The organism is Paraburkholderia sp. BR10141, from assembly GCF_056155635.1.
On the sequence record NZ_JBMIQH010000031.1, the window covers coordinates 85946 to 103557 of the forward strand.

Sequence of the window (17612 nt, forward strand, 5' to 3'; positions counted from 1 at the left end):
TTGCACGGAAAAGCGCGGGCCGCCGGAAGCGCCCGCGCCGCCCTTGATCCGGGTCCAATCGGCTATAATTCAATGTTTTACACGCCGGATCACGATACAAATGGAAGCGGAACGTCTCAACGCGATCGAAGCCCTTTTGGCGGACCTGCGCACGCGCGCGGGCGAGCTACGGGGGTATCTTTGACTACGACGTAAAAGCCCGACGGCTCGTCGAAGTCAACAGCGAACTCGAAGACCCCAACGTCTGGAACGACTCCAAACACGCCCAGGGTCTCGGCAAGGAAAAGAAGCTGCTCGAGGGCGTGGTGCACGTGCTCGACGGCATCGAGAACGACACGCGCGACACGCAGGATCTCTTCGAGATGGCCCGCGAAGAAGGCGATGAAGACACGCTCGTCTCCATCGAGTCCGACGCTCACGCGATCGAAGCGCGCGTAGCCGACGTCGAATTCCGCCGCATGTTCGCGAATCCGGCCGACCCGAACAACGCGTTCATCGACATCCAGGCCGGCGCCGGCGGCACCGAGGCCTGCGACTGGGCGTCCATGCTGCTGCGCCAGTACGTGCGCTACTGCGAACGCAAGGGCTTCAAGACCGAAGTGCTCGAAGAGTCCGAAGGCGACGTGGCCGGCATCAAGAGCGCGACGATCAAGGTCGAAGGCGAATACGCCTACGGCTTCCTGCGCACCGAAACCGGCATTCACCGCCTCGTGCGCAAGTCGCCGTTCGACTCGTCGGGCGGGCGTCATACGTCGTTCTCGTCGGTGTTCGTGTATCCGGAGATCGACGACTCGTTCGAGATCGAAGTCAATCCGGCCGATCTGCGCATCGACACGTACCGCGCTTCGGGCGCGGGCGGTCAGCACATCAACAAGACCGACTCCGCCGTGCGTATCACGCACGTCCCGTCGGGCATCGTCGTGCAGTGCCAGAACGACCGCTCGCAGCACCGCAACCGCGCCGAAGCCATGGCCATGCTGAAGTCGCGCCTGTACGAAGCCGAGATGCGCAAGCGCCAGTCGGAACAGGACAAGCTCGAAGCGGGCAAGTCGGACGTGGGTTGGGGCCACCAGATCCGCTCCTACGTGCTCGACAACAGCCGCATCAAGGACCTGCGCACCAACGTCGAAATCAGCAACACCAAGGCCGTGCTCGACGGCGATCTCGACGCCTTCATTAGCGCGAGCCTGAAACAGGGCGTGTAAGCTTGCCGCACGCCACGGGCGCAGCAGTTAACCGCATGCCGCCCTCTCCTGCTGCGCCGCCCGCTTCGAGCGCGAGGCGCGCGACGCGCAGCAGGAACCGAAGTCCGCTTATCTGCGTGCGATGCGCGCCGTGTCCCGCGAAGGACCATGCCGGGGCCGCAGCCCCGAAAACTCGCCGAAACACCTGCGAATCAAAGAACTCCGAGCCATCATGACCGAACCGACCCAGCAGAACGCGCCCAGCGCCGCGCCCGAACTCGACGACAACCAGATCATCGCCGAGCGCCGCGAGAAACTGCGCGCGCTGCGCGAGGCAGGCGTCGCCTATCCGAACGACTTCCGCCCGACCCATCACGCCGCCGACCTGGCGCGCGATTACGCCGACACCGACAAGGACGCGCTCGAGGCCAATCCGCTCGAAGTGGCGATCGCCGGCCGCATGATGCTCAAGCGCGTGATGGGCAAGGCGAGCTTTGCCACGGTACGCGACGGCTCGGGCCAGATCCAGTTCTTCATCACGCCCGCCGACGTGGGCGAGGCCACCTACGACGCGTTCAAGAAGTGGGACCTCGGTGACATCGTCGCGGCCAAGGGCGTGCTGTTCCGCACCAACAAGGGCGAGCTTTCGGTGCGCTGCACGGAATTGCGTCTGCTCTCGAAGGCGCTGCGCCCGCTGCCCGACAAGTTCCACGGCCTCGCCGACCAGGAAATGCGCTACCGCCAGCGCTATGTCGACCTGATCGTCACGCCGGAAGCGCGTCAGACCTTCCAGGCGCGCACCAAGGCGATTTCCTCGGTGCGCCGCTTCATGGCCGACTCGGGCTTCATGGAAGTCGAAACGCCGATGCTGCACCCGATCCCGGGCGGCGCGGCCGCCAAGCCGTTCGTCACGCACCACAACGCGCTCGACATGCAGATGTTCATGCGCATCGCGCCCGAGCTGTATCTGAAGCGCCTGATCGTGGGCGGCTTCGAACGCGTGTTCGAGATCAACCGGAACTTCCGTAACGAAGGCGTTTCGCCGCGTCACAATCCGGAATTCACGATGATGGAGTTCTACGCTGCGTACACCGACTACGCATGGCTCATGGACTTCACCGAGCAGCTGATCCGCCAGGCCGCCATCGACGCGAGCGGCACCGCCGTGCTGACGTATCAGGGCCGTGAACTCGACCTCTCGAAGCCGTTCCATCGCTTGACGATCGTGCAGGCGATCCAGAAGTACGCGCCGCAATACACGAACGAGCAGCTTGCCGACGCCGTCTTCCTGCGCACGGAACTCAAGAAGTTCGGCGTGGACGCGAACCAGCCGGCCTTCCTGAACGCAGGCGTGGGCTCGCTGCAACTGGCGCTCTTCGAAGAGACGGCCGAGTCGCAGCTGTGGGAACCGACCTACATCATCGACTACCCCGTCGAAGTCTCGCCGCTCGCGCGCGCCTCGGACACGCTGCCGGGCATCACCGAGCGCTTCGAACTGTTCATCACGGGCCGCGAGATCGCCAACGGCTTCTCGGAGCTGAACGATCCGGAAGACCAGGCCGCGCGCTTCAAGAAGCAGGTCGAGCAAAAGGACGCCGGCGACGAAGAAGCGATGTTCTATGACGCCGATTACATCCGCGCGCTCGAATACGGCATGCCTCCGACGGGCGGCTGCGGCATCGGCATCGACCGTCTGATCATGCTGCTCACGGACAGCGCAAGCATCCGCGACGTGATCCTCTTCCCGCACCTGCGCCGCGAAGACTAAGCAGACCCCTGCCTGACATGACGGGGCGCATGCGGTTGACACCGTATGCGCCCCGTTTCTTTGGGGCCTTTCAGCGCATGCGTTTGTAACCATCGGTAAAATCTGCCGGCGAGCGCAGCGGCCGGGATGGGTACGTCGATTGCGCCCTCGTGGAAAACCGCGCTGTGCAACGCTGCCCGACGCCCACGCCCTCGGCGTCGGCCCGGACCCATCGCGCGGGGTTACAAAATGAAACGCTCACAGACCTGGATTGGCTCAAACTGGGTCTCACAAGAGAGCCAACTCTGCCAAAGACGGAGCCTGTCATGAACACAACCGATCCGACCACACCGAAACGCCGCCTCCATCCGCTGATCGCAACCGCGGCGGCAGCCGTCATCGTCGCGAGCCTTGCGGCCACAGCGGCCATCACCGGCGTTTTCCCGAAAGCTTCCAGCACCGCCGAACAGAGCGCCCAGGTTCAGACGGGTCAGACGGCCATGACGGCTTCACAGCCGCAGGTGCTCGACTCGACGAAGCCGGCGCAGGCCTCGCAGTATGCGCAGAACGGGCAGAATGCGCCCGCCGAGCCGCAAGAGGCGCCGGCACAGCCTGAACAGCAGGCGGCCGTGCCCGTCGCCCCGGCGCAGCAGCAGTATGGTCAGCAGCCCGCCCAGCCGGCGCAACCTGTGCAGCAGCAATACGCACAGGAAGCGCCGCCGGCCCACCCCGCTTGTTCGACGTGTGGCACGGTCGTCGCGATTTCCGAGGTCAAGCATGAAGGCCACGGCACCGGTATCGGCGCAGTCGGCGGCGCAGTAGCCGGTGGCGTGGTCGGCAACCAGTTCGGCTCGGGTAACGGCCGTACGGCCATGACGCTGCTCGGCGCACTGGGTGGCGGCTTCGCCGGCAACTCGGTCGAAAAACACCTGCGCAGCACGACCAGTTATTCGGTGCGCGTGCGCATGGAGAACGGCAAGATGCGCTACTTCACGTATCACGAAGCGCCGCCGTTCCAGCAAGGCGAGCGCGTGCGTGTGGAGAACGGCACGTTGGTCGCGGGCTGATTGCCCTGACGCTGAACGAGCAATAAAAAAGGCGATTTGCCGTGCTGGCAAATCGCCTTTTTCTCGTCTGATCACCGGGCATGCCGGAAGTCAGTAGTCCGCGTCTTCGATCCACGCTGCCTGGATCGCTTCGAGAATCTTCTCGTTCGAGCGCTCGGGGTCGTCGTCGAAACCGTCGAGCTGGGTGATCCAGCGATGCAGATCGGTGAAGCGCACGTACTGCGGATCCACTTCGGGATGGGTGTCCGTCAAGGCCATCGCGATGTCCTGCGTATCGGTCCATTTCATGGCTGCGCGCTCCTCCTGGTGTTCAGTGGCTCAGTGGTTTTCTTTCGCGTGGTTGATCGAGTAACGCGGAATCTCGACCACCAGGTCGTCGTTCTCCGGCACGATGGCCTGACACGACAGCCGCGACGTCGGCTCGAGGCCCCACGCCTTGTCGAGGAGATCGTCTTCGTCTTCCTCGGAAGGCACGAGCGCATCGAAACCTTCGCGCACGATCACGTGGCAGGTCGTGCAGGCGCACGACTTTTCGCATGCGTGCTCGATTTCGATACCGTGTTCGAGCAGCGCGTCGCACACGCTCTCACCCGGTTTGGCGTCGATGACCGCGCCCTCAGGGCACAGTTCGACATGGGGCAGCACCACGATTTGAGGCATTGTGATTTCCGTATCCAATAACTTTCATATCGGGCGCATGCCCCGCCTCCGACGGCGGCATGTGCCCATTCTACTGTCGGTGCGCGCTCAGCCACATCGGGAAAGCACGCACGCGTGCGCCGTTTGCTAACGACGCATTCGCCTTTAAGCTGTTGAGGCTGTAGGCCCGCTCCTGGCCGAGCTTTTAGCCGATCTCGTCGAGCTTCTTGCCCGCCAGCGCGCGCTTGATGCCCTTGTCCATCCGGCGCGCGGCAAACTCGTCGGTGCCTTCGGACAGCGCCTTGGTGGCGGCTTCGATCGCGCCCGCGTCCTCGCCCTGCGCCACTTGTGCGAGCGCGGCGATCAGCGCATCGACTTGCGCGCGCTCGGCGTCGTCGAGCAATTCGCCATCGGCGCCCAAAGCGGCGTTCGTCGCTTCGATGATGCGTTGCGCCTCGACCTGTGCCTCGCGCAGCGCGCGGGCGCGCATGTCGACTTCGGCGGTCTTGAAGCTGTCTTCGAGCATGCGGGCCACGTCGTCGTCGGCAAGGCCGTACGACGGCTTCACCACCACCGAGGCTTCCACGCCAGAGATCTGCTCGCGCGCGAACACGGACAAGAGACCGTCCGCATCCACCTGGTAAGTCACGCGAATGCGCGCCGCGCCCGCCGCCATCGGCGGAATGCCGCGCAGCTCGAAACGGGCGAGCGAGCGGCAGTCGGCGACGAGCTCGCGCTCGCCCTGCACGACGTGAATCGCCATGGCCGTCTGGCCGTCCTTGAAGGTCGTGAAGTCCTGCGCACGCGCGACCGGAATGGTCGAATTGCGCGGGATGATCTTCTCGACGAGGCCACCCATCGTCTCCACGCCGAGCGACAGCGGAATGACGTCGAGCAGCAGCCAGTCGTCTTCGCCGCCGCGGTTGCCCGCCAGCAGGTCGGCCTGGATCGCCGCGCCCAGCGCGACGACCTGATCGGGGTCCAGATTCGTGAGCGGCGCCTGGCCGAAGTGCTGCTCCACGGCGCGGCGAATCACGGGCATGCGCGTCGCGCCGCCGACCAGCACCACGCCCTTCACGTCCTTCGCGGCCACCTTCGCGTCGCGCAGCGCCTTCTTCGTCGGCGTGAGCGTGCGCTGCACGAGCGCTTGCGTGAGCGCTTCGAAGCGCGGCTCATCGATCGTCAGCGCGATCTGCCGGCCGCTCGACAGGGTTGCCTCGATGCGCGCGCCGGGCGCGGACGAGAGCGCTTCCTTCGCATCGCGCACGCGGTCGAGCAACAGACGCACGTCTTCGGGCGCGAGCGTCGCACGCTCGATACCGGACTGCTCCAGCGCCCAGACAAAGAGCGCATGGTCGAAATCGTCGCCGCCGAGCGCCGAATCGCCGCCGGCCGCCAGCACTTCGAACACGCCCTTCGTGAGCTTGAGGATCGACAGGTCGAAGGTGCCGCCGCCGAGGTCGTAGACCGCGTAGAGGCCTTCGGCGCCGTTGTCGAGCCCGTACGCGATCGCCGCCGCGGTCGGCTCGTTGAGCAGACGCAGCACGTTCAGGCCGGCGAGACGCGCGGCGTCCTTGGTCGCCTGGCGCTGCGCTTCGTCGAAATACGCCGGCACCGTGATGACGGCGCCGACGAGTTCGTCGCCGAGCGTGTCTTCGGCGCGCTGGCGCAGCGTCGCGAGAATTTCCGCCGAGACTTCGACGGGGCTCTTCACGCCGTCGATCGTCTGGATTTGCACCATGCCCGGCGCGTCGACGAAGTCGTACGGCGCGTTGGCCGCGCCTTCGACCTCGGACTTGCCGCGGCCCATGAAGCGCTTGACCGACACGATCGTGTTACGCGGGTCGGTCGCGGCTTGCGCCTTCGCCGTGCGGCCGATGCGGCGGCCGCCGTTCGCGAGATAGCGCACGACGGAGGGCAGCAGCACGTGCCCGTCTTCGTCGGGCAGCACGTCGGGCACGCCGCTGCGCACCGCGGCGACCAGCGAGTTCGTCGTGCCGAGGTCGATGCCGACGGCGAGTCGCCGCTGATGCGGCGCCGGCGCCATGCCGGGTTCGGAGATTTGCAGTAAGGCCATCTGTGTGATCTGCTTTTTAACCTGATGGGCGCCAGGCGCCCGATATGCGTTTGCGCGCCCGGTTTCAGCCTTCGAGCCGCTCGATCTGCGAGTCGATTTCGCCCGCCACGCGCTCGATGAACATGAGCTGGCGCACGGCCTCGGCTGCGGGCTGATTCGAGCCGCTGTCGAGCAGCGCCGCGAGCTTCGTGAAGCGCACGCGTTCGTCGTCGCGCAGCTCGCCCGCGAGTGCGTCGAGCGCATCGATGTTCTTCGCGCCGACCGCGTCTTCGATCGCCTCGCGCCACTCCATCTGCTGCATGAGGAACGCAGGCTCCATCGCCGTGTTGTTCTCCGCGCCAACGTCGATGCCGCGCAGATGCAGCAGATACTTCGCGCGCTTGAGCGGATCGCGCAGCGTCTGATACGCCTCGTTCGTACGTGTGGCCCATTGCATGGCGATGCGCTTTTGCGCTTCGCCGGCCGCGGCGAAGCGGTCGGGATGCACCTGCGCCTGCACCGTGCGGTAGGCATGGTCGAGCGCGTTCGCATCGATCGCGAACTGCTCGGGCAGGCCGAACAGCACGAAGTGGCTGTCGGAGAGCGACCGGGAAGGCGTGGAAGGCGTGTTCATCGGCTGGAACGTTCTTGTGGAGCTGTGAAGGGCTGAGAGGGCCAACCAGCGGGCCGTCAAAATCAAAAAGGCGGCACAGGCCGCCTTTTCACCGCTCGACGCGGGCTCAAACGCGGAAGGACTCGCCGCAGCCGCACTCGTCCTTCACGTTCGGGTTGTTGAACCGGAAGCCCTCGTTCAGGCCTTCACGCACGAAGTCGAGCTGCGTGCCGTCGATATAGGCGAGACTCTTCGGGTCGACGATGACCTTCACGCCGTGGCTCTCGAAGACGTTGTCCTCGGGCGCGAGTTCGTCGACGTACTCGAGCTTGTACGCGAGGCCCGAGCAGCCCGTGGTGCGCACGCCAAGACGCAGGCCCACGCCCTTGCCGCGACGGGTCAGGTACTTTTGCACGTGCTGTGCCGCTTTTTCAGTCAACGTAATTGCCATAGCATCTTCGCCGCGCCTCGCGCCGCCAGTTGGGCTTTTGCCTTCCCTCGCGTCGCGACGCAACCGTGCTGCATCCAGAATCGTTAGTCCAGAGCACCGAACTTTCCGGTCCGGCGCCGTCCTGCATCTACTACGCCGCAGCGCTGCGCTTTACGCCGCGTCGGCCTTCGCTTCGGTCGTGTGACGCTGGCGATAGTCGGCAACCGCTGCCTTGATCGCGTCTTCCGCGAGAATCGAGCAGTGGATCTTCACCGGCGGCAGCGCCAGTTCTTCGGCGATCTGCGTGTTCTTGATGTCGAGCGCCTGGTCGAGCGTCTTGCCCTTCACCCACTCGGTCACGAGCGAACTCGACGCGATCGCCGAGCCGCAGCCGTAGGTCTTGAACTTCGCGTCTTCGATCACGCCGTCCGCGCCCACGCGGATCTGCAGCTTCATCACGTCGCCGCACGCCGGCGCGCCGACCATACCGGTGCCCACTGCGTCGTCGTCCTTGGCGAACGAGCCGACGTTACGCGGGTTTTCGTAGTGGTCCAGAACCTTGTCGCTATATGCCATGATCACACTCCTTCAATTCGAGTTTGCCGCGCTGCACGCAGTTGACTGATAGTTGACTGCTCTTGCGCTGCGGCCGGGTCGTTGTTCGCTGCTGACTTCGCCGCCTGGCTCAGTGCGCTGCCCACTGGATGGTCGACAGATCGATGCCGTCCTGATGCATTTCCCACAGCGGCGAAAGCTCGCGCAGCTTGGCGATCTTCGTCTTCAGCAGGTTGATCACGTAATCCACGTCCTGCTCCGTCGTGAAGCGGCCCACCGTGAAGCGGATCGAGCTGTGCGCCAGTTCGTCGTTGCGGCCGAGCGCGCGCAGCACGTACGACGGCTCGAGCGATGCGGACGTGCACGCCGAACCCGACGACACCGCCACGTCCTTCACCGCCATGATCAGCGACTCGCCTTCGACGAAGTTGAAGCTGATGTTCAGGTTGTGCGGGACACGCTGTTCCATGTCGCCGTTCACGTAGGTTTCTTCGATTTCCTTCAGGCCGCGCAGGAGCTTGTCGCGCAGCATGCGCACGCGCTCGTTTTCCGTGGCCATCTCTTCACGCGCGATGCGGAACGCTTCGCCCATGCCGACGATCTGGTGCGTGGCCAGCGTGCCCGAGCGCATGCCGCGCTCATGGCCGCCGCCGTGCATCTGCGCTTCGATGCGCACGCGCGGCTTGCGGCGCACGTACAGCGCGCCGATGCCCTTCGGGCCGTAGGTCTTGTGCGCCGAGAACGACATCAGGTCGACCTTGAGCTTTTGCAGGTCGATGGGCGCCTTGCCCGTCGATTGCGCAGCGTCGACGTGGAAAATGATGCCCTTTTCGCGGCAGATTTCGCCGATCGTCGCGATGTCCTGGATCACGCCGATCTCGTTGTTCACGTGCATGACGGAAACGAGGATCGTGTCGGGGCGCAGTGCGGCCTTGAACGCTTCGAGGTCGATCAGGCCGTCGTCCTTGACGTCCAGATACGTGACTTCGTAGCCTTCGCGCTCGAGTTCGCGGCAGGTGTCGAGCACGGCCTTGTGCTCGGTCTTCACCGTGATGATGTGCTTACCCTTGCTCTTGTAGAAGTGCGCGGCACCCTTGATCGCGAGGTTGTCCGATTCGGTCGCGCCGGAGGTCCAGATGATTTCGCGCGGGTCGGCGTTGACGAGCGCGGCGACCTGCTCGCGCGCCTCTTCGACGGCGCGCTCCGCATCCCAGCCATAGGCGTGGCTGCGCGACGCCGGATTGCCGAACTGCTCGCGCAGATACGGAATCATCTTGTCCACCACGCGCGGGTCGACGGGGGTCGTCGCGCTGTAGTCCATGTAAATGGGCAGGTGGGGAATGTCGTTATTCATCTATCGCTCCGGGGAATCTTGTGTGCTGCGCTGTACTGTGTATTGCCAACTGCGGCTTTCTGGCGGCGCTCGAAGGACTTACGAGCCAGCCATGTTGAAGATCGAGTTCGGACCCAGCGGCATCGCCCTGACCGGCTCCACCGCCGGCGCCTCGGTGCGGCGATCGCGCAGGACGGCGGGCGCGGCGCCTTCGCGGGCGCGCTGCTTGTCCACCAGATCCTTGAGCGACACCGAATCGAGGTACTCGACCATTTTCTGGTTCAGCGTCGACCAGAGTTCGTGCGTCATGCAGTGGCCGTCGTGCTGCTTGGTGCCCTCGCAGGCGCCCTTGCCGCCGCACTGGGTGGCGTCGAGCGGCTCGTCCACGGCGATGATGATGTCCGCGACCGTGACGTCCTCCGCGCGGCGCGCGAGGTTGTACCCGCCGCCCGGCCCACGGACCGATTCGACGATTTCATGACGGCGCAGCTTGCCGAACAGCTGTTCGAGGTACGACAGCGAGATGTGCTGCCGCTGGCTGATACCCGCAAGCGTCACCGGGCCCTGCTCCTGGCGCAGTGCCAGGTCAATCATCGCCGTGACGGCGAAACGGCCTTTGGTGGTGAGTCTCATGATGTATGGGAACCGCAATTCTCGACAATTTTCGTCAAGTATAAATACATGACTAGTTTAGTCAAGTATCAACGTCGCGATCTGGGTTATTAGGTGCGCAGCGAATCGCAAAAAATGGCGCGATTTCCACGTTCGGCGGATTCGCGCCGCTCATCTCAATCCGCCAGTTGCGGACGCAAGGCGGCGAGCAGGCCCGCGCAGGCGGCCTCGCATTGATCGAGCACCATTTCGAAGCCCGCGTCCCCGCCGAAATAGGGATCGACCACCACGCGCGTTTCCGCCTGCGGCGCGAATTCCATCAGCAGGCGGATCTTGTCGCGCTCGCTCGCCGGGCAGACGCCCTGAAGCGCGGTGACGTTGGCGTCGTCCATCGCCACGATCAGGTCGAAACGGCGAAAATCGTCGGCGGCGATCTGCCTGGCGCGCAACGCCGCGAGCGCGTAGCCGCGCAGACCGCCCGCGCGCTGGGCGCGCTCGTCCGGCGCCTCGCCGATATGCCAGTCACCCGTGCCTGCCGAATCGATCTCGACGCGCCCGGCCAGCCCCGCCTCGTCGACGAGACGCAGCATCACGGCCTCGGCCGTGGGCGAGCGGCAGATATTGCCAAGACAAACGAAGCAGACGGAAACCTTTTTCATTCGTGGGGGCTGGGCAGCGAGAGGCGTTCAGCGCGCGACGGCGAATCTCAAATTATACAAAGCGCACGAGGTACGCGCTGCGCGGCGCGTTGGCGCCAGCGCGATCCTCAGATCGCGTTCGAGCGCGGCAGCGTTGCGATGCCGTTCATCGCCTTCACCGGCGTCTTGCCTTCGCTGCCCACGAGACCATAAGACACGGCGCGCGCGAGTTCTGCCGTAACCTGATCGGCGGCGAGCGGCATTTGCTGCTCGGCGGTCTTCCATGCATGGATCCATGCGATCACCGCGAGCGGCACGATCAGCGCCAGCGGCCAGTACACCGTTATTTTCTTTCTCATGATGCGACTCTCTATCGACTGTGAAGCGACAGGTGCGGACGCACTATCGCCAGTCGAGATGATATAGAGAGTTGCAATCAGGAAAAACCCGGTCCGGACGAACACACTGTTGCGCCAGCTTAAATAGTCGGCAACCTGGACTTGACCGATCTGGGAGTGTCAGGCCTGTTCGGGGCGCTTTGTCGTGTCCAGATGCGTGTGCCGTGCCGCATACAACTCGCGAAACGTGCGCCCGACCGGTGCGGGCATGTCGCGCCCGTTGGTCCAGCCGCGCGCGAATGGCAGCTTTCGAATGAGCCTTGTCTGCCCGCCCATGCGCTCGAGTATCCGCACCCCGAGTTTGGTGAGCAGCGCGTACGCGGTTGGGTGTAGCGCGAGCCAGCCCCAGGCTGCCAGCGCCGCGCGCTCGCGCCACGGACGCAGATGCCGCTCCGTCTGCTTCTCGCGCAGTTTGCGCAGCAGGTCCGAAAGCGGGATGCCCACCGGGCAGACGCTATTGCATTCGCCACACAGCGTAGCGGCCTGCGGCAGATCGAGTGTCTTTTCGATGCCGACGTAGCCTGGCGTGAGCACAGAGCCCATCGGACCCGGGTAGACCCAGCCATACGCGTGGCCGCCCACCTTCTGATAGACCGGGCAGTGGTTCATACACGCCCCGCAACGGATGCAGCGCAGCATCTCCTGAAATTCGCCGCCGATCAGGCCGGTGCGGCCGCCGTCCACGAGCACGACGTACATGTGCTCGGGGCCGTCCTGGTCCTCGGGTCCACGCGGGCCCGTGAGAACCGAGAAGTAGTTCGACGTGGCCTGCCCCGTTGCCGAACGCGGCAACAGACGCATCGCGGTGGCGAGGTCTTCGAGCGTAGGCAGCACCTTCTCGATGCCCGTCACCGCCACATGCACGCGCGGCATCACGGTGCACATGCCCTCGTTGCCCTCGTTGGTGACCAGCACGACCGAGCCGGTTTCCGCGATGACGAAGTTGCCGCCCGTCACGCCCATATCCGCCGAGAGAAAATGCGGGCGCAGGACTTCGCGCGCCTCGCGGGTCATGTCGGGGATTTCGGTCAGGCGCGGCTTGTCGTGCGTCTTCGCGAAGAGATCGGCGATCTCGTCCTTGTCCTTGTGGACGACGGGCGCAATGATGTGGCTCGGCGGCTCGTTGTCGTTGATCTGCAGGATGTACTCGCCCAGATCGGTCTCGATGGACTGCACACCCATCTCCGCGAGCACCGTATTGAGCCGCATCTCCTCCGAGACCATCGACTTGGTCTTGATGACCTTGCGCACGTCGTGGCGCCGCGCGATGTCCGCGACCAGCTGCGCCGCATCTTGCGCCGTTTCCGCGTACAGGACGGTCACGCCGCGCCGCGTCGCCTCGGTCTCGAACTGCTCGAGCCAGACGTCGAGATTTTCGAGTGCACGGTTGCGCCGCGCCTTGAGTGCCGCGCGCGTGGCGGGGAAATCGATCGCGGTGATCGCCTCGGCGCGCGCCGAGACGAACTTGGTCGAGAGCTTCTTGAGGTTGTGCTGCAGACGCTGATCGGCCAGCTTCTGACCGGCGCGCGCCTTGAACTGCATCGATTGGACTTGCATGGCGTGAGGGCGAGGTTGAGCGATGTTCGGCGAGGTCTGGGGCTGAGTTTTGCGTCTAGATGCACATGCCGTGCGAAACGAGCGGAGGCAGCCGGCGGCGCATCACACGTCGCCGGCCAGTACTTGCGCAATGTGCAGCACGCGCGTGGCGGTGTCGCCGGTGCGGCGCAAACGCCCCTCGATATTCAACATGCAGCCGAGATCGCCGAGCACCACCGCGCCGGTGCCGCTCGCCTGAACGTTCGCGCATTTCTCGTCTGCAATGGCTGTAGAGATGTCCCCGTACTTCACCGCAAAGGTGCCGCCGAAGCCGCAGCAGTGCTCGCAGTCCTTCATCTCGCGCACTTCGATGCCGCGCTGGGCGAGCAGCGCGCGCGGCTGCGCCTTGACCCCAAGTTCACGCAGCCCCGAACACGAGTCGTGATACGTCACCGGCCCGCTGAACTCCCCTTGCGGCAGCGTGATCTTTGCGACGTTCACGAGGAAATCCGTGAGTTCGTAGACGCGCTCGCGCAACTTGCCATAGCGCGCCATCAATTCCGGGTCGTCGCGAAACAGATCGCCGTAGTGCACGCGGATCATCCCGCCGCACGAACCCGAAGGGACGACGAGATAGTCGAACTGCTCGAATTCGCGCAGCGTCTTTTCCGCGAGATCGCGCGCAATGGCGCGCTCGCCGGAGTTGTAGGCCGGCTGGCCGCAGCAGGTTTGTGCGGACGGCACGACCACTTCATAGCCCGCCTCTTCGAGCAATTTGAGCGTCGAAAAACCAATTTCCGGACGCATCGTGTCGATGAGGCAGGTGACGAACAAGCCGACTCGCATGGGGACTCCTCGTGAAAACCGTCCCCGATTATCCGCTGTTTCGCCGCCGGGACCAACGCCGGTCGGCATCGCCCTCGCCGGCCGCCCGCGATGCCGCAGTGCAGCGCGAGCCTTGGTCCTGGCGCTTACTTTTTTCACAATACGAGATACAATGCATTTTCCGCCTCACGCGTCAAACGAATCTGAACTCATGAGCGACACCCATCCAGATCCGAAGACCTCGATTCAGGTGATCGAGCGCATGATGCGCCTGCTGGACGCGCTGGCCGCGCACAGCGACCCTGTCAGCCTGAAGGAGCTTGCGCAGCGCACCGAACTGCATCCTTCGACTGCGCACCGCATCCTGAACGATATGGTGAGTTGCCGTCTCGTCGACCGCTCCGATCCCGGCACTTACCGGCTCGGCATGCGGTTGCTCGAACTCGGCAACCTCGTGAAAGCGCGGCTTTCGGTACGCGACGCGGCGCTTACGCCGATGCGCGAACTGCACCGTCTCACGGGCCAGACCGTCAACCTCTCCGTGCGTCAGGGCGACGAGATCGTCTATATCGAACGCGCCTATTCGGAGCGTTCAGGCATGCAGGTGGTACGCGCCATTGGCGGCCGGGCTCCGCTGCACCTCACTTCGGTCGGCAAGCTCTTTCTTGCCGCCGACGAAGCGAACCGCGTGCGCGCGTACGCCACACGCACCGGCCTGTCGGGCCACACGCGCAACAGCATTACCGACCTCGGACGCCTCGAGCGCGAACTCGCTCACGTACGCCAGCAATTCTGCGCACGTGATAACGAAGAGCTCGAACTGGGCGTGCGCTGCATCGCTGCCGGCATCTACGACGACACCGGCAAGCTGGTGGCAGGTCTTTCGCTCTCGGCGCCCGCGGATCGCCTGCAGGATTCGTGGCTCGGCCAGTTGAGCAAGACGGCGCTGACGATTTCAGAGTCGCTCGGCTATCACCCGGAGCCTGCTGAAGGCAACGCGCAGCCCGCCTGAAGGCAGGGCGCAGCAGAATCGGGAAGAGCGGAGGCGTGCCCTCCGCTTTTTTTTGGCTTGCCGCGTGCCTCACGTATCGACATCGGACGAACGGCACGCACCAGAAAGCAAAACGCCCCGCAGTTGCGGGGCGTTTGTCGGGTAATTCCGAAAAACCTGAGATCTAGGTCCCAGCGCCGCCTGCGTCGGCGCTCGTAATGCGCGGCTGCTGGTCGGCGCCGCCATTGTCGAGCCACGTGCGCACGCGCGTTGCATCCGCGAAGCGCGAGTACTTGCCGCTCGAATCGAGCAGGACCATGATCACCGGACGGTTGTGAATCGTCGTCTGCATGACGAGGCACTCACCCGCTTCGTTGATGAAGCCCGTCTTCTGCAGGCCGATGTCCCACGATGCATTGCGCACCAGCGCATTCGTGCTGTTGTAGGCAAGATTGCGCTTGCCCGTGAACACGTCGTAGCTGCGATCGGTCGAGAACTGGCGAATCATCGGGTACTGGTACGCCGCGTTCACCATCTTCACGAGGTCACGCGCGGTCGAGACGTTGCGGCTCGTAAGCCCCGTCGAATTCTCGAAGTGCGTATCGGTCATGCCGAGTTGCTTCGCCTTCGCGTTCATTGCCGCGATGAATGCCGGACGACCGCCCGGGTAATAGCGCGAGAGAGCCGCTGCCGCGCGGTTTTCCGACGCCATCAGCGCGATATGCAGCATGTCCTCGCGCGAGAGCACCGAGCCCACCGAAAGACGCGAGCCCGTGTTCTTCTCGTAGTCGCGGTCTTCGTCCGTGACTTCGATCGGTTCCGAGAGCGACGCCTTCGAGTCGAGCACGACCATCGCGGTCATGAGCTTCGAGATCGAGGCGATCGGCACGACGGCGTGCGAGTTCTTGTCGAACAGCGGCTCGAGGGTGTTCTGGTCGACCACGTACCCCACGCCCGAGCGCAGCATCAGCGAGTCGGGCGAATCGTGCAAACCGAACGCCTGACCGACGCTCGGCTGGCGCGGTTCGAACGCGACACGGCGCACCGCCGAGTGGTGGCGACCGTTCATCGTATAAGTGACGCGGCGTTTCCTGGCCACCGGACGCGCATCGTCTTCCTTGGCGGCGACGGTACGGGTTGCGCCCGCCTTCTTGCTGGCCCTGGCCGTTTCCGGCTCGGCCTTCGCAACCTTCTTGCTGGCTTTATTCACCTTGGCCGTTTTGGCCGGTGCAGCGTCTTGCGACGCAGCAAAGGCGCCCTCAGGCGCCACGAGCGTCGCACCGATCGCGACGGATACAGCAACCGACAATGCGGTGCTGATAACCGACGACGGCATCAGTGAGAACGACAGGAGCTTGTCGGATTTCATTGGTGTTCTTGATGGAGCGGCGGGATCGTTCGCCAAGTGTAGTAAAACCACGAAAAATTCGCAAATTGAAGCACTTATAGGCGCTCATTAAACCGAAGTATGACCTTCGATTGAGCAGGCCAATGCACTTCCCGCATTCGATGGAGTCAGACAATTGCCAAGCCACTCCTCTCGCCGCGACGCCGCTTGCTGAAAACGTTTGCGGCACACGCAAAATGCGCTTGCTGCGTTAACGGCGTTCGTCGTAGGAACTTGAACTGAGGAAAAAACAGGTGAGATTTGTCTGACTACCAGTGCCGCCGTGCCGCGCGACGCGCGTTCGACCGCAATGGATCATTAACGTTCCATCCAGGAATTCGGTGGACGCACCCAGGTGAAATCCTATAGGCGCTCTCACGCGATCCATGCCGCATCTTGCCAGAACCCGCCTTTGCGCGCTTGCCCCACCCTTCGCGCAGCCTCCTCCAACTCGCGGCGAACCCCGCGCAACGGGGCATTGGCGCGTTGTCGCGGTTGCGCCATGCGTCGGGCATAAGTGATTGTTTAATAATAAATTATCGACATTGTGCGACGCACCAAAAAGCCTTGACTTTCTTCTGGGGCATCCTAAAATCGAATCAATGTTGCGACGCACAAAGCGAGTGACAGAGCACCAGCGCCGTGCCACTTACTTCAGGCGACCCACGAAGGCCGCCGACATACAGGAGCGTAAACATGAGTCTGCTGACCCCTGAGCAATTCGCCGCTGCCCAGAAAGCCAACCTCGAAACGCTGTTCGGCCTCACCGGCAAGGCATTCGAAGGCGTGGAAAAGCTCGTCGAATTGAATCTTCAGGCCGTCCGCTCGAATCTGGCGGAATCGCAGGAACAGGCCCAGCGCGCACTGTCGGTGAAGGACGCGCAGGAATTCCTGGCCCTGCAAACGAGCTATGCCCAGCCGCTGACCGAAAAGCTGCTGTCGTACGGCCGTCATGTGTATGAAATCGCCTCGGCCACCCAGGCTGAGTTCGCGAAGGTCGCCGAAGCCCACTACGAAGAGCAGAACCGCAAGGTTCAATCGCTCGTCGACAACGTCGCGAAGAATGCGCCGGCCGGCTCGGAAACCGCAGTCGCCGTGATCAAGTCGGCCATCAACGCCGCCAACACGACCTACGAAACGGTCCACAAGGCGACGAAGCAAGCCGTGGAAATGGCGGAAAGCAACTTCAACGCCGCCACCGCTGCTGCGAGCAAGGCTGCGGCCCAGGCGTCGCGCTCGGCTGCCGCTTCGGCCTCGGCCAAGAAGACGGTCTGAAGGTCGTAGCTTGATCCGGTGCGTGCGCTGAAGCAGCGGCGCACCGGGCGCCGGGCCTGAACGCTCCGGCATGCCGCCCGGCATGTCACTTACCCGGTCGCCGACCGGGAATCTTTTTTACGCTCCGGCGCCTCTCGTAGCACATACCGCAGGACCCAAAAGCAAACGGCGCACCCCTCACGGAGTGCGCCGTTTCTTCATGCGCGCCGCAACGAGCGGCGCGGCACGAACTTACTTCTTCTTCTGCGGCGGCAGGTCGGTACAAACGCCTTCGTACAGCTCGGCGGCCATGCCGATCGACTCGCCCAGCGTCGGGTGCGGGTGAA

At 64.0% G+C, this 17612-nt stretch carries 18 protein-coding genes; 5 read left to right on the forward strand and 13 right to left on the reverse strand.

Going from position 1 to position 17612, the window contains the following annotated elements:
* Positions 1 to 100: 100 nt before the first annotated feature.
* From prfB to ACOJB8_RS31900, 3 genes are all read left to right on the forward strand, one after another.
* Positions 101 to 1205 (forward strand): peptide chain release factor 2 gene (prfB, locus tag ACOJB8_RS31890; protein ID WP_133181445.1). Its coding sequence is split into 2 segments (ribosomal slippage): positions 101 to 181 and positions 183 to 1205, totalling 1104 coding nucleotides; the frame shifts between segments, so codons are not numbered across the junction.
* Positions 1206 to 1416: 211 nt separating this feature from the next.
* A complete protein-coding gene (gene lysS / locus ACOJB8_RS31895) occupies positions 1417 to 2952 on the forward strand; it encodes a lysine--tRNA ligase (protein WP_069265728.1) in 1536 nt (511 codons plus the stop codon).
* A 305-nt stretch (positions 2953 to 3257) separates the two neighbouring features.
* Positions 3258 to 3998: a glycine zipper 2TM domain-containing protein gene (locus ACOJB8_RS31900; RefSeq protein ID WP_475016137.1), complete on the forward strand. Its 741-nt coding sequence runs from the start codon at positions 3258 to 3260 to the stop codon at positions 3996 to 3998.
* Between the two features lie 90 nt (positions 3999 to 4088).
* Here ACOJB8_RS31900 and iscX read toward each other — a convergent pair whose 3' ends face one another.
* The 12 genes from iscX to ACOJB8_RS31960 form a co-directional block, all read right to left on the reverse strand.
* On the reverse strand, positions 4089 to 4286 hold the full coding sequence (gene iscX / locus ACOJB8_RS31905; RefSeq protein ID WP_028204168.1) for a Fe-S cluster assembly protein IscX: 198 nt from the start codon (positions 4284 to 4286) through the stop codon (positions 4089 to 4091).
* 30 nt (positions 4287 to 4316) lie between these two features.
* Positions 4317 to 4658: an ISC system 2Fe-2S type ferredoxin gene (fdx, locus tag ACOJB8_RS31910; protein WP_069265529.1), complete on the reverse strand. Its 342-nt coding sequence runs from the start codon at positions 4656 to 4658 to the stop codon at positions 4317 to 4319.
* A 184-nt stretch (positions 4659 to 4842) separates the two neighbouring features.
* Positions 4843 to 6714: a Fe-S protein assembly chaperone HscA gene (gene hscA, locus ACOJB8_RS31915; protein ID WP_475016139.1), complete on the reverse strand. Its 1872-nt coding sequence runs from the start codon at positions 6712 to 6714 to the stop codon at positions 4843 to 4845.
* A gap of 64 nt (positions 6715 to 6778) precedes the next feature.
* Positions 6779 to 7327, reverse strand: coding sequence for a Fe-S protein assembly co-chaperone HscB (hscB, locus tag ACOJB8_RS31920; RefSeq protein WP_342945891.1), 549 nt, complete (start codon positions 7325 to 7327; stop codon positions 6779 to 6781).
* A gap of 106 nt (positions 7328 to 7433) precedes the next feature.
* Positions 7434 to 7757: an iron-sulfur cluster assembly protein IscA gene (iscA, locus tag ACOJB8_RS31925; RefSeq protein ID WP_028210067.1), complete on the reverse strand. Its 324-nt coding sequence runs from the start codon at positions 7755 to 7757 to the stop codon at positions 7434 to 7436.
* A 150-nt stretch (positions 7758 to 7907) separates the two neighbouring features.
* Positions 7908 to 8312, reverse strand: a complete 405-nt coding sequence (gene iscU, locus ACOJB8_RS31930) for a Fe-S cluster assembly scaffold IscU (RefSeq protein WP_028216879.1) — start codon at positions 8310 to 8312, stop codon at positions 7908 to 7910.
* A gap of 109 nt (positions 8313 to 8421) precedes the next feature.
* Positions 8422 to 9645, reverse strand: coding sequence for an IscS subfamily cysteine desulfurase (locus ACOJB8_RS31935; RefSeq protein ID WP_069265526.1), 1224 nt, complete (start codon positions 9643 to 9645; stop codon positions 8422 to 8424).
* A gap of 78 nt (positions 9646 to 9723) precedes the next feature.
* Positions 9724 to 10257 (reverse strand): Fe-S cluster assembly transcriptional regulator IscR, encoded by a 534-nt coding sequence (gene iscR, locus ACOJB8_RS31940; protein WP_069265525.1) that lies wholly within the window; start codon positions 10255 to 10257, stop codon positions 9724 to 9726.
* A 155-nt stretch (positions 10258 to 10412) separates the two neighbouring features.
* Positions 10413 to 10895 carry a low molecular weight protein-tyrosine-phosphatase gene (locus ACOJB8_RS31945; protein WP_069265524.1) on the reverse strand — a complete coding sequence of 161 codons (483 nt, stop codon included), beginning with the start codon at positions 10893 to 10895 and terminating at the stop codon, positions 10413 to 10415.
* Between the two features lie 107 nt (positions 10896 to 11002).
* Positions 11003 to 11233: a hypothetical protein gene (locus ACOJB8_RS31950; RefSeq protein WP_069265523.1), complete on the reverse strand. Its 231-nt coding sequence runs from the start codon at positions 11231 to 11233 to the stop codon at positions 11003 to 11005.
* A gap of 159 nt (positions 11234 to 11392) precedes the next feature.
* Positions 11393 to 12829 carry a lactate utilization protein B gene (locus tag ACOJB8_RS31955; protein WP_475016142.1) on the reverse strand — a complete coding sequence of 479 codons (1437 nt, stop codon included), beginning with the start codon at positions 12827 to 12829 and terminating at the stop codon, positions 11393 to 11395.
* A gap of 102 nt (positions 12830 to 12931) precedes the next feature.
* Positions 12932 to 13654 carry a (Fe-S)-binding protein gene (locus ACOJB8_RS31960; protein WP_368617684.1) on the reverse strand — a complete coding sequence of 241 codons (723 nt, stop codon included), beginning with the start codon at positions 13652 to 13654 and terminating at the stop codon, positions 12932 to 12934.
* 190 nt (positions 13655 to 13844) lie between these two features.
* Here ACOJB8_RS31960 and ACOJB8_RS31965 point away from each other — a divergent pair, with 190 nt between their 5' ends.
* On the forward strand, positions 13845 to 14645 hold the full coding sequence (locus ACOJB8_RS31965) for an IclR family transcriptional regulator (protein ID WP_028210073.1): 801 nt from the start codon (positions 13845 to 13847) through the stop codon (positions 14643 to 14645).
* Between the two features lie 163 nt (positions 14646 to 14808).
* Here the strand turns inward: ACOJB8_RS31965 and pbpG are convergent, their stop codons facing one another.
* On the reverse strand, positions 14809 to 15993 hold the full coding sequence (gene pbpG, locus ACOJB8_RS31970; protein ID WP_069265520.1) for a D-alanyl-D-alanine endopeptidase: 1185 nt from the start codon (positions 15991 to 15993) through the stop codon (positions 14809 to 14811).
* Positions 15994 to 16707: 714 nt separating this feature from the next.
* On the opposite strand from pbpG, the gene ACOJB8_RS31975 reads away from it, so the two are divergent.
* Positions 16708 to 17286 carry a phasin family protein gene (locus ACOJB8_RS31975; RefSeq protein WP_069265519.1) on the forward strand — a complete coding sequence of 193 codons (579 nt, stop codon included), beginning with the start codon at positions 16708 to 16710 and terminating at the stop codon, positions 17284 to 17286.
* The last annotated feature ends 326 nt before the right edge of the window (positions 17287 to 17612 follow it).